The 20096-nt window shown below is 63.1% G+C and carries 18 protein-coding genes; 13 read left to right on the top strand and 5 right to left on the bottom strand.

What is annotated here, in order from left to right; all coding sequences use genetic code 11:
* Positions 1-367: 367 nt before the first annotated feature.
* On the bottom strand, positions 368-1228 hold the full coding sequence (locus tag KCX59_RS17895; RefSeq protein ID WP_178995158.1) for an HAD family hydrolase: 861 nt from the start codon (positions 1226-1228) through the stop codon (positions 368-370).
* A 231-nt stretch (positions 1229-1459) separates the two neighbouring features.
* Between KCX59_RS17895 and KCX59_RS17890 the strand changes: the two genes are divergently transcribed.
* Both KCX59_RS17890 and KCX59_RS17885 read left to right on the top strand, forming a co-directional pair.
* Positions 1460-1714, top strand: coding sequence for a glutaredoxin family protein (locus KCX59_RS17890; RefSeq protein WP_178995157.1), 255 nt, complete (start codon positions 1460-1462; stop codon positions 1712-1714).
* Between the two features lie 75 nt (positions 1715-1789).
* The gene (locus KCX59_RS17885; RefSeq protein WP_091470485.1) at positions 1790-2497 is read left to right on the top strand and encodes a redox-sensing transcriptional repressor Rex; all 708 of its coding nucleotides are present in this window, start codon (positions 1790-1792) and stop codon (positions 2495-2497) included.
* Positions 2498-2544: 47 nt separating this feature from the next.
* Here KCX59_RS17885 and KCX59_RS17880 read toward each other — a convergent pair whose 3' ends face one another.
* The gene (locus tag KCX59_RS17880; RefSeq protein WP_178995155.1) at positions 2545-3330 is read right to left on the bottom strand and encodes a hypothetical protein; all 786 of its coding nucleotides are present in this window, start codon (positions 3328-3330) and stop codon (positions 2545-2547) included.
* Here KCX59_RS17880 and KCX59_RS17875 point away from each other — a divergent pair.
* Positions 3329-3532 carry a hypothetical protein gene (locus tag KCX59_RS17875; RefSeq protein ID WP_179017042.1) on the top strand — a complete coding sequence of 68 codons (204 nt, stop codon included), beginning with the start codon at positions 3329-3331 and terminating at the stop codon, positions 3530-3532. The two genes, KCX59_RS17880 and KCX59_RS17875, sit on opposite strands and share 2 nt — an antisense overlap.
* Before the next feature lie 60 nt (positions 3533-3592).
* Here KCX59_RS17875 and KCX59_RS17870 read toward each other — a convergent pair whose 3' ends face one another.
* Positions 3593-4294, bottom strand: coding sequence for a hypothetical protein (locus KCX59_RS17870; RefSeq protein WP_179017041.1), 702 nt, complete (start codon positions 4292-4294; stop codon positions 3593-3595).
* A gap of 166 nt (positions 4295-4460) precedes the next feature.
* The gene (locus tag KCX59_RS17865; RefSeq protein ID WP_054809213.1) at positions 4461-5012 is read right to left on the bottom strand and encodes a YceI family protein; all 552 of its coding nucleotides are present in this window, start codon (positions 5010-5012) and stop codon (positions 4461-4463) included.
* A gap of 207 nt (positions 5013-5219) precedes the next feature.
* Here KCX59_RS17865 and KCX59_RS17860 point away from each other — a divergent pair, with 207 nt between their 5' ends.
* The 10 genes from KCX59_RS17860 (at position 5220) to KCX59_RS17815 (ending at position 19496) form a co-directional block, all read left to right on the top strand.
* Positions 5220-5885, top strand: a complete 666-nt coding sequence (locus KCX59_RS17860; protein ID WP_178995153.1) for a histidine phosphatase family protein — start codon at positions 5220-5222, stop codon at positions 5883-5885.
* Between the two features lie 4 nt (positions 5886-5889).
* Positions 5890-6495 (top strand): TlpA family protein disulfide reductase, encoded by a 606-nt coding sequence (locus tag KCX59_RS17855; RefSeq protein ID WP_091470491.1) that lies wholly within the window; start codon positions 5890-5892, stop codon positions 6493-6495.
* Positions 6496-6500: 5 nt separating this feature from the next.
* Positions 6501-7256, top strand: coding sequence for a cytochrome c biogenesis CcdA family protein (locus KCX59_RS17850; RefSeq protein ID WP_014922639.1), 756 nt, complete (start codon positions 6501-6503; stop codon positions 7254-7256).
* Positions 7256-8959, top strand: coding sequence for a cytochrome c biogenesis protein ResB (gene resB / locus KCX59_RS17845; RefSeq protein WP_178995151.1), 1704 nt, complete (start codon positions 7256-7258; stop codon positions 8957-8959). The genes KCX59_RS17850 and resB overlap by 1 nt, the downstream gene beginning before the upstream one ends.
* Positions 8959-10026 (top strand): c-type cytochrome biogenesis protein CcsB, encoded by a 1068-nt coding sequence (gene ccsB, locus KCX59_RS17840; protein ID WP_179017040.1) that lies wholly within the window; start codon positions 8959-8961, stop codon positions 10024-10026. Before resB ends, ccsB begins: the two co-directional genes overlap by 1 nt.
* A gap of 209 nt (positions 10027-10235) precedes the next feature.
* On the top strand, positions 10236-12320 hold the full coding sequence (locus KCX59_RS17835; RefSeq protein WP_179017039.1) for an Hsp70 family protein: 2085 nt from the start codon (positions 10236-10238) through the stop codon (positions 12318-12320).
* A gap of 3 nt (positions 12321-12323) precedes the next feature.
* On the top strand, positions 12324-14429 hold the full coding sequence (locus KCX59_RS17830; protein WP_179017038.1) for a LuxR C-terminal-related transcriptional regulator: 2106 nt from the start codon (positions 12324-12326) through the stop codon (positions 14427-14429).
* Positions 14430-14604: 175 nt separating this feature from the next.
* Complete coding sequence (locus KCX59_RS17825) at positions 14605-16011, top strand: IniB N-terminal domain-containing protein (RefSeq protein WP_179017037.1); 1407 nt, start codon at positions 14605-14607, stop codon at positions 16009-16011.
* Positions 16012-16113: 102 nt separating this feature from the next.
* Positions 16114-18024 (top strand): dynamin family protein, encoded by a 1911-nt coding sequence (locus tag KCX59_RS17820; RefSeq protein WP_179017036.1) that lies wholly within the window; start codon positions 16114-16116, stop codon positions 18022-18024.
* On the top strand, positions 18021-19496 hold the full coding sequence (locus KCX59_RS17815) for a dynamin family protein (RefSeq protein WP_179017035.1): 1476 nt from the start codon (positions 18021-18023) through the stop codon (positions 19494-19496). Before KCX59_RS17820 ends, KCX59_RS17815 begins: the two co-directional genes overlap by 4 nt.
* On the opposite strand, the gene KCX59_RS17810 is transcribed toward KCX59_RS17815, so the two are convergent.
* The gene (locus KCX59_RS17810) at positions 19493-20095 is read right to left on the bottom strand and encodes a hypothetical protein (protein ID WP_178995138.1); all 603 of its coding nucleotides are present in this window, start codon (positions 20093-20095) and stop codon (positions 19493-19495) included. The genes KCX59_RS17815 and KCX59_RS17810 overlap by 4 nt on opposite strands.
* Position 20096 lies beyond the last annotated feature (1 nt).

Here is a 20096-nt window from a genome sequence, read left to right as displayed (position 1 = left end):
GAAATCCCAATCGGAAGGCCGATAAACGCCACGGCTGACCCCGTCGATTTTGGCGCGATTCCATAAGTGCGACCGTTTTAGGCCTGCAGCCTCGGCCTCGTCGAGGGTGAAGGGCGCAGCGGTCAGTCGGGGAGGAAGTGGTGCGGCATTCTGCATACCGGCATTCTTGCCCAGAAACCCTTGAGCCGTCGGAAGTTATCCACAGGCTGATCGAGGTCCACGCAGGATGTGAGAGAGGGACGGGTTTAGGCGCGAGGGATATGAGAGAGCGTTGGGTTTAGGCGCGAGGGATGTGAGAGAGGGACGGGTTTAGGCACGAGGGATGTGAGAGAGGGACGGGTTTAGGCGCGAGGGATGTGAGAGAGCGTTAGATGCGGGGACCACGGAACTTTGCGAACCCGCGCCACAGCCCATACACAGCTCCGCCGACGGTCGCGGCTTTGAGGCCGAGCGTGGCCGCGCGGCGTCCGGAGCGGAAATCGTAAACGGGCCAATTGTTCTCACGAGCGTGCCGCCGAAGCTTCGCATCGGGGTTGATCACCACGGGGTGACCCACCATGGTGAGCAAAGGAATGTCGTTGGCGGAGTCGCTGTAGGCCCAGCAATGGTCCAGATCCAATCCCTCGCGATCGGCAACGAGTTGGACCGCGATTGCCTTGGCAGGTCCGTGGAGGATGTCCCCCACGAGCTTCCCCGTGTACACACCTTCGTCCACCTCACCCACTGTGCCCAAGGCGCCGGTTAGGCCGAGCCGGGTGGAAATGACAGTGGCGACCTCAATGGGCGTAGCCGTCACGAGCCACACCTTCCGACCGACCCGAAGGTGCTGTTCTGCCAGCGCCTTGGTTCCCGGCCAGATCCGTGACTCGATCATTTCGTCATAGACCTCTTCGCCCAAGGCCTTGATGTCATCAACAGTGATGCCGGCAGCAAGAGTCAGCGCGGAGTCGCGTACAGAGTGGACGTCTTCCATGTTTTCGCCGCGCATGACGAACTTGAACTGCTTCCAAGCGAATCCGGCGGCCTGGGAAAGTGTGAACGCTTTGCGTTCGTACATTTTGCGCGCCACGTGGAAGAGGCTTGCACCCTTCATCAACGTATTGTCGACGTCGAAGAAGGCGGCTTCGCCAGCGTGCTTCCGCACGAGATCCTGTTTTGCCGCGTCCCGCTGCGCGGTGTTTTGCACCAAGGCATCTGCGACCACGGCGGCGTTCTTCTCCTCGGGCATGCCTTGAGTCTAGTCAATCGCCGGGAACTGCGTTGAGGGCGCACGGGCGGAGTAGCGAAGGGGTTGGGGTGTGAGTGAGGGTTGGTGGGAAGGGGTTGGGGTGTGAGTGAGGGTTGGTGGGAAGGGGTTGGGGTGTGAGTGAGGGTTGGTGGGAAGGGGTTGGGGTGTGAGTGAGCGTTGGTGGGAAGGGGGTGGGATGTGAGTGAGCGTTGGGGCGGCTACCTTTGAGACATGGCTATTCCCGACGTCGTACTTCTGACCAAAGCTGACTGCCACCTCTGCACGGAAGCGCGTGCCGCCGTCGAGCGCGTCACGAAAAGCCTTGGCGTGCAGTGGACCGAGCAGAAGATCGACGCCGACCCCCAACTCCAGGAGCGCTTCGCAGAGGAAATTCCTGTGGTACTGGTTGACGGCATCCAGCGGGATTTTTGGAAGATCGATGAGGAACGGCTCACCCGCACACTGAAGAAAGTCCTGGAAGGCTGAGGTGGGGTTACCCGCAGGTAATGGCTTTTGTTGAGTCCCGCCGAGGGTCATAGAGTGGAACAACAAAGCGACGCAATGGAGAATACCGTGACTGCGCTGGAACCGTCCCCGGACGCAACAACCGGGGAAAACGAACCTGCCACCAAGCAGATCCCGCCCGCGGCTGTGGCCCGGATGACTCTCTATTTGCGCGCGCTCAACTCTCTCTTGGCCGAAGGTGTGGAACGCGTTTCCTCGGAAGCATTGGCGGAGGCATCAGGCGTCAGTTCATCCACGCTCCGCAAAGACCTCTCCTACGTCGGCTCGTACGGGACCCGGGGCGTTGGCTATGAAGTCCAGTACTTGAGCCGGCACATAGCCGCCGCACTCGGCCTGACCCACGACTGGAAGGTCGCGATTGTGGGTGCCGGTAACCTCGGCAAAGCCCTTGCACGGTATGGCGGCTTCGAGTCCCGGGGCTTCGACGTTGTGGCCATCTTTGACGCGGACCCCATGGTGATCGGCAACGAGGTGGGCTGGCTGCGGGTGAGTGATTCGGCCGAGCTGGAGCGCGTCCTGGAACGGACCCACACCAACATGGTGGTGCTGGCGTTGCCTGCGACCGTGGCCCAGGCTGTCTGCGACCGCGTCATTGCTGCCGGAATCCGGAGCATCCTGAGCTTCGCCCCCGTGCTCCTGCAGGTCCCCCCGCACGTCAACCTCCGCAAGGTGGATATGGCAACCGAACTCCAGATCCTGGCCTACCACGCACAACGGGCGCAGACACCGGGCCAGGCTGTTTAGCCTTTTCCGGGTCCGCGCCCGCGTTTAATACTTGGAAACGTGAGGGTTTAGCGACCGTAGGGGTTCTGGTACGGGTTTCCGAAAGGCTGGGCCTTACGGAAGTACGGAGCCGACGCCGGCAGGTACAGCATGACGATCGCTGCAACGCCCAGCAGGATCACGATGAGCTGCATGATGCCGTAGGTTGCGCCGAACTGGAACAGTCCGGTGAGGCCCAGAACAGAGATGGCAGCGAACACGGTGCCCAGGATCCGGGCCCAGTTCTTGCCCTTCCGGACGGGGAAGGCGACCAGCGCGTAAAGTCCCAATGAGAAGATGGCACCGACAATGGCGCCCACTGCGATAGCACCGCGCATCCCCTCAATGGATTCCGCGGGGAATTCAGTGCCCTGCTGCGCGGCCTGCTGGTTCATCACGTTGATGAAGGCATCGGCTCCGGTGGTGGCCAGGAGCAGTGAGCTGATGGCAGACAGGATGCCGGCCGCAATGATCATCCAGAACGCGTAGTTCACCATTGGAGGGATAGTTGTAGGACCGGGCTGCTGGCTCGGCCAGTTGTTTCCCTGGCCATACTGCGGAGCTCCGGGAGCCTGGCCATACGGGGAAGATTGCTGCCCATACTGGGGTGCGGCGGGGGACTGCTGCCCGTACTGGGGTGCGGCGGGGGACTGCTGCCCGTATTGGGGTGCGGCGGGGGACTGCTGCCCGTACTGCGGTGCGGCGGGCTGACCGTACTGGGGTGCCGGAGGCTGCGGCGCGGAAGGCTGGGCGCCGTGCTGCTCGGGCTTGTTGTCGTCGCCCGGATTTGAGGGCGGGTACGGAGGGTTGCTCATGGCATTCCTTTGCTTGTTCGACTGCTGGTGCGGCCGCCGGGATCAGCAAAATGACCCTGCCCCCAGCGTGGTTCTGGTACCACCGTACCTCCAGCGTCCGACACTGCAGATGATCACACGCAGGTATTTCAAGCTCACTGGAAAAATCATCATCTCGGCTTACGCCTTCATGATGAAGGCCGCGGGATCCGAGAGGATCTGACCGCGGCCTTCCGTCTCGCTCTACCGCCGATATCGCACGACGACGGCAGTTGAGTCAGTGCTAAGCGTGGCCCTTCACAGTCTTGAACCAGAGCTGCGCATTGGGCAGCCACATCAAGACAACGGCGACTGCGCTCACCAGGAAACCGAACCAGTTGCCGCCCAGGCCCATCCCGGAGCCGCCACCATTTACCGCTCCGAAAATGGCCAGTAGCAAGGAAACGCCGGCCAGGATGGTCAAGGCGAGGCGTGCCCACTCTTTACCTTCCTTCATTTTCATGGCCAGGATCACTTGGGCGGCAGCCACCGCCAAAGTGAGCAGGAGGAGGATCATGGCGACGGCGGCGAATGCCGGAGCGAACGCGAAGGCAGCGATTACGGCAAAGAAGGCGATGAGGCCAAACAGTAGGCCCAGGAGTCCCGAGATCACCCAAATGAAGTAGGAAACTTTCAACTCCGTCGGCAGGCCCTGGGTTTTGAACATTCCCGAGAAGCCGCCTTGAGGCATGACGTCGTTGAAGCTACGCGGTCCGTCAGTGGGCATTTCGAAGTGGAAACCGGACTGTCCGGGGGCAGGCTGGCCTGGTCCGGGCTGTGAGTATTGCCCCGGTTGCGACGGCGGCTGGTAACCCTGCGGGGGTTGGTAACCCTGGGGCGGTTGGTAGCCCTGCGGAGGCTGGTGACCCGCAGGAGGAACATTGCCGGGCTGCGGAGGCTGGGAGCCGGGCTGCTGTGGCTGTGGTGTTTCGTCTGGGGTACTCATGGCATCACTTTAGACCGCAGGTTGAAGGATGCATAGGAAATTCGGAGCTAACGCGCAGCTAAATACAGGCTGTTTGCCGAACAATTGCGGGGTGACTTCCCTTTACGCGAAACGGCGCCCCTCACAGCGTGAACTGTGCAGGGCGCCGTTTTCTGAGGCGTGCGGGCTACGCGGCAGCCGGTGCGATGAAGGCGAGCTCGAGGTTGATGACTACCTTGTCGCTGACCAGGACGCCGCCGGCTTCGAGGACGGCGTTCCAGGTGAGGCCGAAGTCCTTGCGGCTGATGGTGGTTTCGCCGGAAACGCCGGCGCGGGTGTTGCCGAACGGATCCACGGCCACACCGTTGAATTCGGTCTCGATGGAAACTTCCTTGGTCACGCCCTTGATTGTGAGATCGCCCACGAGGTCAAAGCTGTTGCCGTTGGCCTTGACGTGGCGGGACACGAAGGTGATTTCCGGGAACTTCTCCACATCGAAGAAGTCTTCGCCCTTGACGTGGCCGTCGCGGTTGACGTCTCCGGAGTCGAAGCTGGCGGTCTGGATGGTGGCGGTGACCTTGGAATCGGTCAGCGTTTCGCCAACTTCCAGGGTGGCAGCAGCATCCTTGAACTGGCCGCGGACCTTGCTGATGCCTGCGTGGCGGACGGTGAAGCCGATCTCGCTGTGGGAGGCGTCGAGGGCCCAGGTGCCGGTGGTGACGGAAGCGGGGAGAGTCATCATGGTGTTGCTCCTATATCGAGTGGTAGGTACTGCTTGCTTGCCTGGTCGAGCTCATTGCTTGAAGCGTCAACCGAGCTTCGTATCCAGTATAAACATGCATATGCATCTTTTATTCCAACTCCGTGGAACATTTCGTGAAAACTTTGAGTTCTACTAGCGGTAGAAGATTTCGGATCGCCCCGCTTCTTTGAGAAACTGGTAAACATGCCCCAAGCAACTGTCCATCTGCTTCGCCATGGCGAGGTCCACAATCCCGACGCCGTCCTCTATGGCCGGCTGCCGGAATTCCACCTCTCCGAACGTGGCCGGGAGATGGCTCGGATGCTGGCGGACCACTTCACGGCCCGCGTCAACCAGGGCGCCAAGATTGTTCATTTGGTAGCCTCGCCGCTCACGCGCGCCCAGGAAACGGCCATGCCCACGGCCGAGGCACTGAACCTGGAGATCACCACCGAGCCGCGCATTATCGAAGCAGAGAACCACTTCGAGGGACTCCACCCCACCAAGAGCGAGTTCCTGAAGCCCAAGCACTGGATCTACTTCCGGAATCCGTTGCGCCCTTCATGGGGTGAGCCCTACAAGGAGCAGGCAGCCCGCGTGCTGGCCGCGGTTGAAGACGCACGTGTGAAGGCCATCGAACTTGGCGGCGACGGCGCCGAAGCCATTCTGGTCAGCCACCAACTTCCCATTTGGTCCACCCGCTTGACTGCCGAGGGCCGCCGCCTGGCGCATGATCCCCGTAAGCGCGAATGCACCCTCACGTCGTTGACGTCCCTAACACTCGACGACGACGGCAAGATCGTGCGCGTTGAGTACACCGAGCCCGCTGCCGTCCTGCTTCCCGGCGCGGCGAGCACCCCGGGAGCGTAGAAGCATGGACAACAATCTTTCGCGCCGCGGCGTGCTGACCGCCGGTGGTGTCCTCCTCGCGGGACTGACCATGGGCCTGTCCGCGTGTGCCCAGGAAGACTCCCTTGCCAAGCAAGCCAAGGCAGGCGACAACAAGAACTACGTGGCAGGTGATGGTTCGGTGACGGAATTCGCCAAGGCGGACCGTGCCGCACCCGTAGCGCTCAAAGGCACACTCTTTAACGGACAGACAGTAAAGCCGGAGGATCTACTGGGCAAAGTCACTGTCCTGAACTTCTGGTTTGCCGCGTGCGCTCCGTGCCGCATCGAAGCCCCCCAGCTTGAAGCCCTGCACTTGGACTTCAAAGATCAGGGCGTCCAGTTCTTCGGCGTCAACCTGCGCGACGAACAAGCCACCGCCGAGGCCTTCGACAAGACCTTCAACATCACCTACCCGAGCTTCAATGACAAGGATGGGGCAGTGCTGCTGTCCGTGTCCGGCATTGTGCCTCCGGGTGCAGTTCCCACAACGTTGGTCCTGGACAAGGAGGGCAAGGTTGCCTCACGCGTCCTCGGCGAGATCGAGAAGAGCACCCTGAAAGCCCTCATCACCTCCGCAGTGGCCGAGTAGCACCCATGAACAGTCCTTTCGCCGAGACGATCCTTAACGGATCACTGCTGCTGGCTGTGCCAGTGGCACTGCTGGCCGGGCTGGTCTCGTTCCTTTCGCCATGCGTGCTGCCGCTGGTCCCCGGGTACCTTGGCTACGTCACGGGACTGACCGGCGTCGACCTCCAAAAGCAGCGGCGGGGCCGCATGCTGGCTGGTATCGGGTTGTTCGTCCTGGGCTTTTCGGTGATTTTCGTTCTGCTGGGCGGCGCCTTCGGGCAGCTGGGCACGTTGCTGACAGGCCCCCAAAACGCCTGGATCACGCAGCTGTTGGGCATCCTGGTGATCATCATGGGCGTGGTGTTCATGGGCGGCTTCGGCTGGTTGCAGCGTGATGCCAAGATCCACGCAAAACCTCCGGCTGGCTTGTGGGGCGCACCCTTGCTGGGACTGACGTTCGGGCTGGGCTGGGCGCCCTGCATTGGTCCGACGTACTCCGCGGTACAGTTGCTGAGCTTGTCCGGCGGTTCATCGGCGGCCAAGGGCGCCCTCTTGGCGTTCGTTTACAGCCTTGGCCTTGGCATTCCGTTTCTCCTTATTGCCTTGGCCGTGCGCCGGGGCATGGGAGTGATGTCTTTCTTCCGCAAGCACCGGCTGGCCATCCAGCGGATCGGCGGAGGCATCCTGATTTTGCTCGGCATCCTGATGGCCACCGGTGTGTGGGGAACCTGGGTGACCGAGTTGCAGTACTGGTTCCAAAACGATGTGAAGTTGCCAATCTGATGAGCGAGTCCGTGAAAGCCAAGAAGAAGTCACCAGCCGCTGAAAACACAGCGGACGGAAAACTCCAGCAGGCCAAGTCCGAGGCAGCCCTGCCCGCGCTGGGTTTCAAGGGCATGCTCCGGTGGTCCTGGACCCAGCTGACCAGCATGCGCACGGCCCTCTTCCTGCTCCTCCTGCTTGCCGTTGGCGCTGTGCCGGGTTCCCTGTTCCCGCAGCGGCCCGCCAATCCTTCAGTCGTCACGCAGTACATCAAGGACAACCCTTCCTACGGCGAGCTTCTCGACGCCCTGCAGCTCTACGATGTCTACTCGTCGGCTTGGTTCTCGGCCATCTACATCCTGCTGTTCATCTCCTTGATCGGCTGCGTCACTCCGCGTGCCATCGCCCATTACAAGGCCATGAAGTCGCAGCCGCCGCGCACCCCCAAACGCCTTTCGCGCCTGCCGGAATACGGCACTCTGGCCTTGCCCGCCGACGCCGGGATCCCGGCGTCGAAAGCCATCAACGATGCCGCCGGGCTGCTGAAGAAACGCGGCTACCGGGTGGAGGTCAGGGACGTCGACGGCGCCCTGCCGTCCTTGGGTGCCGAGCGGGGCTTCCTGAAGGAAGTGGGCAACCTGGTGTTTCACACCTCCTTGATCGGGGTGCTGGTGTCCGTGGCCATTGGTGGCTTGTACGGGTACAGCGGCCAGCGGATCCTGGTGGAAGGCGATACCTTCGTCAACACCCTGGTGGGCTACGACCAATTCACGCCGGGCACCAACTTCCAGAGCAGCTCACTCCAGCCATACTCGATGCAACTGGACAAGTTCGAGGCCAAGTTCGACCGCGAATCGCCGGGCAAAGCCGGCCAGCCCATCGACTACACCGCCGAAGTGACCACCAAGGAAACCCCGGACTCTCCGGGCAAGAAGGAAACCCTCAAGGTCAACGACCCCGTTTCCCTAGGGAATACCAGCCTCTACCTGACCGGAAACGGCTATGCACCCCTGATCACGGTCCGGGACGGTGAGGGCAACGTCGCTTTCCAAGGTCCCGTAACTGCCAAGGTCCAGGGCGATAACTACTACTCCTCCGTGGTCATCAAGGTCCCGGACGCAAAGCCGGAACAGCTGGGCTTTGTTGGCTTCTTCCTGCCCACGGCATTCGTCACGGAGGACGGAATTTCCTTCAGCGGCGCCCCCGAACTCATCAACCCTCAGCTGAGCCTGAACTCGTTCTACGGTGACCTTGGCCTGGACAAGGGTGTGCCTCAAAACGTGTTCGAGCTGGATGTCAAGGACCTTCAGCAGCTCAACGGCCGCGACCTTCCCGCCGGCGGTATCACCCTGAGCCCGGGTGCCACAGTCAACCTGCCCGAAGGCAAGGGCAGCATCACGTTCGATGGCGTGAAGAAGTACATCGGGGTGGACATCCACCACAACCCCGGCCAGCTCTATGCGCTGATCTTCGGTTTCCTCGCAGTCGCGGGCCTGGTCATGTCGCTGTACATCAACCGCCGCCGCGTCTGGGTTCGCACCGGAACCCATGCGGACGGCCGCACCATGGTGGAGTACGGCCTGCTGGCACGCGGTGAAGACCACCGCTTGGCCGGCGAAGCCGCCGCACTCCGCGAGATCTTTGCCCGGGAATGGAACATCCCCGAGACGCCGGACACGGCTACAACAACAGCAGGATCCTCCTCAACCTCGAAGGACCAGTAATGCCCGTCATCAACGAAACCCTGGGCCAGTACAGCGAGCTGTTCATGCTGTTGGCCGCCGGCACGTACACCGTGGCGTTCATCGCCTTTGCCTGGGACCTGGCGAAGAGCAGCAAGATGCTCCGCGCCGTGGACCTGAAGGCCGCGGCCAGCACCGCCGGCGAGAAGGTCACGGTTTCTGCAGGCCGCGTCGCGGCAGGCTTGGGAGGTCCCGACGCCGGTGGGCCGGCTGGACGTGCCGAGCGTCCGACGTCGGGCCTCACCGTTGAGGGCGGCACCGCCGCCGGCGACATGAAGTATGCGGGCGAACGCCGCGCGCCTGCCCGCGTGGCCGTAGCGCTGACGGTGTTGGGTGTGCTGATCCACGGCGCCGGTGTGGTTACCCGTGCATTTGGTGCAGGCCGCGTGCCGTGGGGAAACATGTATGAGTTCCTCACCACGGGTGCTTTCGTTGCCGTAGCTGTCTTCCTGGTAGTTCTCATCCGCAGGGATCTGCGCTTCCTGGGCACGTTCGTGATCGGCCTGGCCATCATCATGCTGGTTGCTGCTTCGGCTGCTTTCTGGACCCCGGTTGGGCACCTGGTTCCGGCCCTGCAGAGCTACTGGTTGATCATTCACGTCTCCATCGCCGTGCTCTCCTCTGCATTGTTCACCCTGACGTTCGCCATGTCCGTGCTGCAGTTGCTGCAGTCCTACCGTCAGAAGAACTTTGCTGCCGGCCGCAAAGACAACCTGGGCTTCATGCGCCTGGTTCCCAACGCGCTGAGCCTGGAGAATCTCTCCTACCGGATCAACGCGATCGCCTTCATTGGCTGGACGTTCACCCTGATGTTCGGGGCGATCTGGGCTGAAAAGGCCTGGGGCCGCTTCTGGGGCTGGGATCCCAAGGAAGTCTGGACCTTCGTGATCTGGGTGGTCTATGCGGGCTACCTGCACGCCCGGGCCACCCGTGGTTGGACCGGTACCCGCGCAGCCTGGTTGTCGATCGTTGGCTACGCCTGCGTCATCATCAACTTCACACTCGTGAATACAGTTTTCAACGGCCTGCATTCCTACTCCGGGCTCTAAGCCGCGGCACTGCCGCGTTCGCCGCCTGAGCAGGGGCTTCGTTCCTCTGCGGCTATGACGGTCCTGGAATATGACAAATTGGTGTAGCAACCATGACAACTTGGTGTTGCTACGAAGCCTTTTGCCCGTCCGGGGCAGGTGCTAACTTGTTCAGAACCCGCTTGTGATGCAGCCCGCTAGCGACGCGCCGTGTTCTCTTCGAGGTATCCATGAGCTATGTTCTCGCCATTGACGTCGGGACGAGTTTTACCGCCGCAGCCCTTGTTAAGCCTTGCCAAGGCCCCGCTCCAGCCCCGGAGATTCTGTCGTTGGGCTTGCACGGCAGTGCCGTGCCATCCGTCTTGTTCTATGCGGATGATGGCCTTGTCCTGGTAGGTGAAGCGGCCGAACGCCGTGGCTTGGACGACCCCCGACGCATGGTGCGGGAATTCAAGCGCCGGATAGGTGATTCCGTTCCCTTGGCTGTCGGGGGTAGCTGGCTGGCCCCCGAAGACGTGTATGCCCGAATGGCCCGTTGGGTGGTGGACAGGGCCGAAGAACGCGAGGGCAGCGCGCCGTCGTCGATCATCATGACGCACCCCGCAGCTTGGGGGCAGCACCGCACCTCACTGGTCCTTGCAGCGCTCAACGTGGCCGGTCTGCAGGACATCACCCTGATCAGCGAGCCGGAAGCGGCAGCCCTGCACTACGCCTCCCAAACCCGGGTGGAAGACGGCAGTATCGTCGCGGTGTACGACCTCGGCGGCGGCACTTTCGACACCGCCGTGCTCCGCAAGGCCGGCGCCGGCAACTTTGAACTATTGGGCCGTCCCGATGGTATTGAGACCCTTGGCGGTGCCGATTTCGACGCCGCCGTCCTGCGTCATGTGATGGGTCACCTTGGCGAGGGCGCGGCCATGGATGCGAGCTCTCCTGAGACTTTGGCGGCCCTCTCACGGTTGCGGCGGGAATGCCGCGAGGCCAAGGAAGCACTTTCCTTGGACAGCGAAGCCAGCGTGGCCGTATCCCTACCCGGCACCCAGCTGTCCGTGCGGCTGGTCCGTTCGGAATTCGAGGCAATGATCGAGGCCCCTGTCCGGGATACGGTGGACGCCCTCCAACGCAGCCTGCGGAGCATCAACCTTGAAGCGCAGGACCTGAGCGCAGTGCTGCTCATCGGCGGATCGTCCCGGATTCCACTCGTGGCAGAGCTGATTTCCGTGGAACTGGACCGTCCGATCGCCGTCGACGCCGATCCCAAGTCATCCATCTGCCTTGGAGCCGCCGTGGCTGGCCTGCGCCCCAGCGGTTCAAGTGCAGTGGATGCCGCGTCAACGGCTTCAGCTCTGGCCTCTGCGGCTGAGGAATCAAGTGCCGGCGCTGCTCTCGGGAGGCCGCGCGTCCCGGACAGGGCTCCGGCTTTCAACCACCTCAAAGCTGCGCCGGCCAAGCCAGGCCGCCACGCCCCGCGGCCCCGCGTTCGCATGGCCGCAGCAGCCGCTGCCGCAGCAACGGTGCTGACCATCGCGACTGCCACCGCGGCACAGAGCCCCGAAGGCGCGGGACTGCTGGCGACCGTATTCGGTAACCAGGCGGCCGACGTCATGCGCGACGGCGGTGCGCAGGCGGCCGGCGCGGCCCAAGCATCCGGCGCTGGCGCTGGCTCGACCCCCGTCATCGGGGGACCCGCGGCTGGACTCGAAGCCAGCGCCAAGACCGGCGTCACGAGGGCCGGGTCCAACGGACGGGCTCCGGCCCGGCAGAATGCAACGAACCCGGGTACGGCTAACGCGGGGACAGGCGCCGCGGCCAATGGTTCAGGCAACACGGCCGGGACGGGTGCCGTCGGCACCTCCTCCGGTACAGCAGCCGGCGGGACGGGAGGCACCACTACGCCTGCTGCCCCCGGAACGGGAACTTCCACTCCGGGTACTCAGGCTCCGGGCACTCAGGCTCCGCCTCCGGCTACTACGCCGCCAACCACCCCTGAACCTGATCCCACAGGGGGTGCCGCGAGCGGACCAACGCCTCCTCCGGCAACAACAACACCACCACCGGCAACGACGGACCCAACAACTCCGCCGGTAGTCGAACCAACAACGCCGCCCGTCACTCCTACGGACCCGGGGACCCCGCCGCCGCCACCGCCGTCGCCGGAACCAACGGTGCCGCAGCCCGAGCCCACGGTGGTCCAAGACCCACCGCCGTCGCCGGACCCGGTACTGCCCCAAGAGACCACCCCACCGGCCGTCCCTGACCCCATACCAACGGAAACCAGCCCTACTCCGGATCCAGCGCTGCTATCGGCGGTCTGACCCATGACGGGACACGACCATAAGCCCGGGCGCTTTCGCCCCGGGGCAGACGATCACCCCATCAACCAAGCTATCGACACCCCGGGCGCAGATGACACCCTGGGCGCAGATGCGTCGCCCATGCTGACAGGCGGGACTGCCCCTGTCCGCGAGCTGCTTCTGGCCCTGTCCGTGGGGTTCTCCCTTCCGTCGCCCCTTCCTGACAGCCTGCGTGGCGCTGACGGCCTGGGCCACCCCGGCGGCTTGGACTCGATCATTGCCGCTGCCAAGGACACCGGCTTGCTTTTGCCGGACGGGACTGTGGTGGGCACTGCAAGGTACGCCTTGCTGAAGGGAACTCCCACTGCCCGCATCCGGGCTCTGCAAAGGGAACTCGTGGACAAGATTCTCCTCGAGGGCCAGGCCTTAGGGGATTTGGCCCGTGACCTGGCGAGGAGTGGCTTGCAGGAGCCCCATGTGGTGGCTGAGCTCGAACGGTCTGCTGACGAGGCCTTGGAATCTGACCCACGTTTGGCCGCCGAGCTGTATGCGGAAGCCCTCATGGCCGGGGGAGACGAGGTTGCCAAGGCCGCGAGACGTGCCAAGGCTACAGCGGCAACCGGTGACCTGGACACCGCCGGCAGGATCGTGGACCGCCTCCTGGCAGTGCCTGAAGCGCCCGACCTTCGGCTGGGAGTGGACGTGGCCGCGGCCGTCTGGGCCCAGCGTGGAATGCTTGCCCGGAGCGCAGATACCTACAACTGGCTGGGGGCGGACAGGATCGATGGCTCGGCTCCGCTCGCTGCGGTGGCCATGATCGGTTCGGGAAACCCGCTGGGTGCCGAGGAGCTTCTGGCAGCTGCTCCGCCGAGCGGTTCGCCCACGCTCCTGGCTGTGGCGTTGTCACTGACCCAGCAAGGGCTCCGACAAACCTTGGGACCTGCACCGGAACTGGCGCTGCCCGAGCTCATCAGGGCTTCCGACATGATGAACGCGGCGGGAACATCCATCCCGTTGCCGGAAACGCCCGGTGCCCTGGCCGCCTTATGCGCCCTCCACAGCGGGGAGCCGGCCGTGGCGGACACTGTGCTCAAGGCGGCGCTGGCTGCGGGCCAAGGCGGCGACGCAGCCCGTCCACGGCTGTTTCTGTTGCGTGCCTGGTCCTCGATGCAGCAGGACAATGCAGATGACGCACGCCTGGCCATCAACGAGGCCGTCAAAGCCAATCACTGGTCCCTGGCGCCACGGGACGAGTTCTTGTTGTCGGCCTTGGAAGTAGGCCTTGCCCGGAGGGGCAGCGACGCACACGAGCTTGTGCTCGCCTGGGACAGGGCCCGCGAAACCATGATGCACGTATCGGTGGATCTCTACAGCCTCCTGCCATGGGGCGAACTGATGATCACGGCTGCGCGATTGCGGGAATCAAGGAGGGTTTCGCACTATCTGGAAGGCGCTTGGGATTTGCTGGCGAAGCTGGGCAATCCATCGTTATGGTCGGTGCCGTTGCACTGGGCGGCGGTGCAAGCGGCCTTGCTGAGCGAAGACCCCGCAGGGCTTGCACCGCACGCGGCAGCACTGGTGCGGGCATCGGAGCGCAGCCATCTGGCGTCAGTGCTCGCCGCTGGCGGTAAGGCCTGGGTCTCGGTCCTGGCCAGCCGCTTTGAAGCGTCCGACGTCGAAACAGCGGCCCGCGGGTTGGCCGCCGTCGGCATGCCATGGGAGGGCGCGCGCCTGGCCGGCCATGCCGCTGCGCATGCGGATGAACGACGTGACATGGTGAAACTGCTGGCATGCGCCAGGGACATCCACCCGCAGGGTTCGGCGCCGTCGGCCGGGCTTTCAGAGCGGCAGGTGGATGCTCGCACTGCCGTTCCTGCTCATCCCGTCATGGACAACGGGGGTGGCCCCGGAGCTCCTGACTCCTCCGGGCTCAGCGCCAGGGAGCGTGAAGTGGGTCGACTCATTCTGGAAGGCAAGACCTACCGGGAAATCGGCGAAGCCATCTACATCTCACCCCGCACGGCGGAGCACCACGTGGCACGCATGCGACGACGCCTGGGGGCCGAAAACCGTTCCGAACTCCTGGTCCGCCTGCGGTTGGCATTGGGGGAGGGGCACCCGCCTCCATAAGCGGTAACCCCCTCCATCCCCTAACGGAAAACCACGCCATCCCCTAACGGTGCGGGAAGCGGTAGGGGGACCACACCCGATGCCCGGTGGCCAGCCCCGGCAATACGTTGAATGCAAGCCCGGCAAAGGCGCCGGGCGAATCCTTATCCATCACAGAATTTGAGGGAGCACTCCAATGCCAACACTCGCACAACAGCTCGTGCAGTTCCTGATGAGCCTGTTCAACGATCCTGATGCCGCTGAAGAATTCGTCCGGGATCCCGAAGCAGCCCTCGCCGCAGCGGGTCTGCGCGACGTTTCTTCGGCCGACGTCGACGCCGTCCGCCCGGTGGTCCTCGACTACGCACCCATCAACGCCCGTTCGTCGTTCGACCGCGAATACAACACCGGCGGCAACAACGCTTCCACTGGCGGGGGCGGCAGCTGGGGTGGACACGACGACGATGATCACGACGGTGGTGGACATGGCGGCGGCGATCACGATGGCGGCGGACACGGTGGGGGCGGCGGTGGCTGGGATGGCCATGACGACGATGATCACGATGGCGGCGGACACGGTGGCGGCGGCGGTGGCTGGGATGGCCATGACGACGGCGACCACGACGGCGGCGGACACGGTGGCGGCGGCGGTGGCTGGGATGGCCATGACGACGATGACCACGATGGCGGCGGACACGGTGGCGGCGGCGGTGGCGGCGACTGGGATGACCACGCACATGCCGTTCAGCAGCTGGTCCACGTGGTGAACAACTACTCGTACACCACCACCATCGACGACCGCGACACGATCACCGACCAGTCGGTCAACCAGAACATCTGGGCAGACGGCGATGTTACGCAGCTCTTCAACCAGGACGCTGTGGTTGCCTCGGGCGACGGAGCGATTGCTGCCGGCGACGATGTGAAGGATTCCGGTAACACCAGCACAACGACCACAACCACGACCACCAACACTGATGACCATTCAACGGACAACTCGGTGAATATCAATGAATCGGGTCCCGGTGACGTTGAGGTTGGCAACACGGACATCGAGGTCAAGGATTCGTTCAACGACGATCACTCGGTGACCAAGGACTCCTACAACACCGATGTAGATGTGGATGTTGACATTGAGGATTCCTTCAATGACGACCACTCCCACGACACAACGAACACCACCATCACCAACAACGATTCGTTCAACAAGGACTCCTACAACAACGAGACCGAGCTGGAAGTCGGCGACGTGGACGTGGAGTACACGAACATCGAGAACTCCACCATCATCAAGGACAACGAGGTGGAACTGGAGTACACCAACGATCACTCCACCAACGTGGAACTGGAAGATGTCCAGGTCAACTACGACTCCACTGTCATCCAGGACAACGAGCTGGAGATCGACAAGTCAGTGGACAACTCGGTTGAAGTAGGCGACGTCGATGTGGATTACACGAACATCGAGGGCAACACAGTCGTCGCCAACAACGAGCTCGATGTCGACTACACGGATATCGATGCAAACCACTCGCTTGTAGTTGCAGATAACGAAGTGGACGTTGAGGTGGAGAACACCAACGAATACGATCCCGCCTCGTAGTAACCGCGGCGAGAACTACCCCCAGCAGTGCCCGGCAGGCGCCAACGTCTGCCGGGCACTTCGTGGCCTCATCGGCGAGGCATGAAGAGCAAAGGACTTACCGTGGCGGACACAGAACGCATGACCACGCTGGTGGAGCAGGGCATGGCGCTGGTGGGGGACCGGAACGACCTTCGGCGCCGACTGGAAAATACCCTCAACCGCTTGCGGGATCCCAGCGTTCGCGTGATGGTGGTGGGTGAGTTCAAACAGGGTAAGAGCCAGCTCATCAACGCTTTGGTTAACGCACCTGTGTGCCCGGTTGATGACGACATTGCCACCTCCGTCCCTACGGTCGTACGACAGGGGGACCCGGCGTCGGCCGTTGTTCTTGTCCCCGGCGAGCATGGTACGGACCCGGAACGGGACGCAAGTGGGCCGGAAAGCGGGCTGGAACGGCAACCGGTGCAGCTGGAGCAACTTGCGGAATACGTCTCCGAAAAGGGCAACCCGGGCAACTCGAAGAACATCGTGGCGGCCGAAGTTTCCCTGCCACGAAAACTTCTGGCGGGCGGACTGACAATAGTGGACTCCCCAGGCGTTGGAGGTCTGGGCTCAACACACACTTTGACCACGCTGACTGCCCTGCCATCGGCGCACGCCATGGTGTTTGTGACCGATGCTTCCCAGGAATTCACCGAGCCCGAGATGCGGTTCCTTCGCCAGGCGATGCGCATCAACCCCAACGTCCTGTGCGTGCTGTCCAAGACCGACCTATATCCGAGCTGGCGCCAGATTGCTGACTTGGACAAGAGGCACTTGGCCGATGTCGGGCCTGACATACCCCTGTTTCCGGTGTCCTCGGAGCTGCGACTCCACGCAGCGCGGCTGCAGGACCCCGAGCTGAACACCGAATCAGGGTTTCCGGCGTTGATCGCCCACCTGCGGAACAATATTGTGGGCGGGGCGGCAAGGATTCAACGCAGATCCGTAGGCAACGACCTGTTGACCGTCAGTGAGAACCTCAGGCTGGCGCTGCAGTCGGAGCTGGAAGCCCTTGAGAATCCGGCGGGAACTCCGCAGATGATCGCTGGCCTGAACGCGGCCAAGGAAGACGCCGACGCGCTGCGCAAACGCTCCGCGCGTTGGCAGATAACCCTCAACGATGGCATCGGCGACCTCATCGCCGACCTGGAGTATGACCTGAGGGACAGGCTGCGCAGGATCCAGCGCGAGGCCGAAATTGCCATAGATCAAGGAGATCCCGGGCCCGCATGGGAGCAGTTCACACAGTGGCTGGAACAGAGCACGGCCGCAGCGGTTTCGGATACTTTCGTGTGGACCAGCGAACGTGCCCAATGGTTGGCCACGCATGTGGCGGAACACTTCTCCGAAGATGAGGTGGCCCTCCCCGCGTTGAAGGTAGCCGACACCGGCGGCGTGCTGGACCCCGTGGCTGACATCCAGGGCATGGAAGACGGGCGCCTCGGGCCTCTGCAGAAGGTGCTGATCGGGATGCGCGGGTCCTACGGTGGCGTGCTGATGTTTGGCCTGCTAACCGGCATTTTCGGGATGGCCCTCATTAATCCGCTGTCCGTAGGAGCCGGCCTGATGCTGGGCCGGAAAGCCTACCGGGAAGACAAAGAAGCCAGGCTCAAGCAACGGCAATCAGAAGCCAAGGTCCTGGTCCGCAAGCACGTTGACGATGTTGTGTTCCAAGTGGGAAAGCAGCTCAAGGACAGGCTGCGGCTGGTCCAACGGGCCACTCGGGACCACTTCACGGAGATCGCCGAAGAACACCACCGTACTCTGACGGAGTCCGTGGCGGCCGCGCAGAAAGCGGCTGCTACCTACGCCGTGGAGCGGGACACGAGAATCAAAGAAATACGGAACCAGCTCAAGGTAGTGGATGCCTTGGCCAAAGCTTCGCAGCAGCTGCAGGAAGAGCCGTCCGTCCCGCAGACTGGCCCCACACCCCAGGCCAAACCCGCCACCCAGGCCAAAACAGCACCGTCCTCGGTGCCGGCAGGATGATCGAGCCGGGCATCGCCGGAGTCGCGGATCTGCTCCGGCAAGCACGGGAGGCCTTCCACGACGACGCAGCGGCGCTCGCAGTGGTGGATGAGCTCCAGGGCAGGCTGGAAGGGCCTCTGAGGATAGCTGTGGCGGGTATGGTCAAGGCCGGCAAATCAACACTTCTCAATGCGATCATCGGGGAGGAAATCGCACCCACCGACGCCGGGGAATGCACTCGGATCGTCACGTGGTACCGCTATGGGCACACGCCGAGGGTCACGCTCCATCCGATCATCGGGGAGCCATTAGCGCTCCCTGTCACCCGCGAAGACGGCCGGCTGGTCTTCAACATGGGGGATATCCGGGCCGAGGACGTGGAGCGGCTGGTGGTGGACTGGCCATCTGCCAGCCTGCGGGAACTTACCCTGATTGATACCCCGGGCATCGCCTCGTTGTCCCATGATGTGTCAGGCCGATCCACGGAGTTCCTCCTTCCCGAAGATGCCCCCATGGCCGCCGATGCCGTCATCTATCTCCTGCGGCATCTCCACTCCTCCGATGTCCGGTTCCTGGAGTCCTTCAAGGACAACGCCGCGGGCCAATCCGGGGCTGTCAACGCCTTGGCAGTCCTGTCCAGGGCTGACGAGATCGGCGCGGGAAGAATTGATTCCCTCATCTCCGCAGCAGTGATCGCCGATAGATACAGCAGGGACCAGAACCTCAAGCCCCTTGCCCTGGGTGTTGTCCCGGTTGCCGGCCTGCTGGCGCAAAGTTCGAGGACCATGCGCCAGACCGATTTCGAAGCCATGAAACTGTTGGCGCAAATGGACAGAAACCAGAGGGAGAGGCTGATGCTCTCAGCGGACCTCTTTGTCCGGTCCACCGAGCCCGAAGGTTTGGGCCGGGCAGCAAAAGCGTCCCTCGTGCAAAGATTCGGCCTGTTCGGAATACGCCTTGGTGTTGCCCTGATCCGGGGTGGCATCAGCAATCCGACGGAACTTGCCCATGAGCTGGCACGGCGCAGCGGCCTTGGCCAGTTGCTCGACAACATCGCTTTTCTTTTCCAAACCCGGGCGGAGGCACTCAAGGCGCGTGCCGCCGTCGTGGGTTTGGAAGCACTGCTGCGCACTTCGCGCAGAGATGTCGCGCTGCTCCTGGAAGCCAACTTGGAAAGACTTCGAACGGGAGCCCACGAGTTCCGGGAATTGAAACTTCTGGCAACGCTCCGGACCGAAGGCCTAAGCCTGACCCCGGAGCAATCAGCAGAGGCTGAGCGGCTGGTGGGCGGCCGTGGCAGCACGCCACCGCTGAGGTTGGGCCTGGATGCGGAGGCAAGCCCGGAGCAGATCACTGAGGCAGCGCGAAACAGCCTGAACCGTTGGCGGTTGATCGCGGAGAACCCGCTCACTGAGCCGGCCGCGCTTGAAGCGTGCCGTGTAGTCCTTCGCAGTTGCGAAGGGATGTTGGCCGCTATTCCCGCCGTTCGTTAAGGAACCCGTTCGCTGAGCAGCCATGTGGTGGTGGAGGGGAGAAACAGCAGGATCAGGGCGGCCGCGGCCAAGATGAATTGGGCCGCCAACAGCACGATCGTCAGGACACCGTCCGCGCCGGGGGCCACCACGAAGTCGGCGGTAATGACTGTGACCACCGCGTGGAGAAGGACTAACGGGGCAAGGGCCCAGCGAGCCCAGATACGGCGTTTGAAGAGGACCGCCAGCAGGATAGCTTCCATGGCTACTACCAGCGCGAGCATGGTGAGGCTTCCCAGGAACACGACGGCGGTGGCTCCCTCCACTGCGTCGGCGTCGCCGTCGGGGACCATTCCTCCGATGACGCCTTTCAGGCGTTCGAAGTGGGAATCGCGGCCGAGAAAGCCTGTTACCACGACGGCGATTCCGGCCACGAAGCTGGCCACCCAGAGAGTGCGGGACAAGCGTGCAGGTCCGGGAGGACGAACAACCGCCGCTATGGGCGGCGGCGTGGACAGGGAAATACCTGGGCGTGGGGGCGGTGCGGAGGGTGATGCGGGCCCGTTGACTGATGGTGTGGAGGAGGGTGACTGCCGTGATCCATCAGCTTGCTGGGCCATG

Origin of the sequence: Paenarthrobacter nitroguajacolicus (assembly GCF_051027655.1) — a bacterium.
GTDB classification, from domain to species: Bacteria; Actinomycetota; Actinomycetes; order Actinomycetales; family Micrococcaceae; genus Arthrobacter; species Arthrobacter nitroguajacolicus.
Note: the sequence above shows the minus strand (reverse complement) of the source record. Positions and strands in the feature narration are given on the sequence as shown.

Coding starts and splice junctions, on each gene's coding strand:
- KCX59_RS17895 (WP_178995158.1), bottom strand. CDS start 1,228: ATGCCCGAGGAGAAGAACGCCGCCGTGGTCGCAGATGCCTTGGTGCAA.
- KCX59_RS17810 (WP_178995138.1), bottom strand. CDS start 20,095: ATGGCCCAGCAAGCTGATGGATCACGGCAGTCACCCTCCTCCACACCA.
- resB (WP_178995151.1), top strand. CDS start 7,256: ATGAGCGAGTCCGTGAAAGCCAAGAAGAAGTCACCAGCCGCTGAAAAC.
- KCX59_RS17865 (WP_054809213.1), bottom strand. CDS start 5,012: ATGACTCTCCCCGCTTCCGTCACCACCGGCACCTGGGCCCTCGACGCC.
- KCX59_RS17860 (WP_178995153.1), top strand. CDS start 5,220: ATGCCCCAAGCAACTGTCCATCTGCTTCGCCATGGCGAGGTCCACAAT.
- ccsB (WP_179017040.1), top strand. CDS start 8,959: ATGCCCGTCATCAACGAAACCCTGGGCCAGTACAGCGAGCTGTTCATG.
- KCX59_RS17870 (WP_179017041.1), bottom strand. CDS start 4,294: ATGAGTACCCCAGACGAAACACCACAGCCACAGCAGCCCGGCTCCCAG.
- KCX59_RS17825 (WP_179017037.1), top strand. CDS start 14,605: ATGCCAACACTCGCACAACAGCTCGTGCAGTTCCTGATGAGCCTGTTC.
- KCX59_RS17815 (WP_179017035.1), top strand. CDS start 18,021: ATGATCGAGCCGGGCATCGCCGGAGTCGCGGATCTGCTCCGGCAAGCA.
- KCX59_RS17880 (WP_178995155.1), bottom strand. CDS start 3,330: ATGAGCAACCCTCCGTACCCGCCCTCAAATCCGGGCGACGACAACAAG.
- KCX59_RS17850 (WP_014922639.1), top strand. CDS start 6,501: ATGAACAGTCCTTTCGCCGAGACGATCCTTAACGGATCACTGCTGCTG.
- KCX59_RS17890 (WP_178995157.1), top strand. CDS start 1,460: ATGGCTATTCCCGACGTCGTACTTCTGACCAAAGCTGACTGCCACCTC.
- KCX59_RS17885 (WP_091470485.1), top strand. CDS start 1,790: ATGGAGAATACCGTGACTGCGCTGGAACCGTCCCCGGACGCAACAACC.
- KCX59_RS17855 (WP_091470491.1), top strand. CDS start 5,890: ATGGACAACAATCTTTCGCGCCGCGGCGTGCTGACCGCCGGTGGTGTC.
- KCX59_RS17830 (WP_179017038.1), top strand. CDS start 12,324: ATGACGGGACACGACCATAAGCCCGGGCGCTTTCGCCCCGGGGCAGAC.
- KCX59_RS17835 (WP_179017039.1), top strand. CDS start 10,236: ATGAGCTATGTTCTCGCCATTGACGTCGGGACGAGTTTTACCGCCGCA.
- KCX59_RS17875 (WP_179017042.1), top strand. CDS start 3,329: ATGGCATTCCTTTGCTTGTTCGACTGCTGGTGCGGCCGCCGGGATCAG.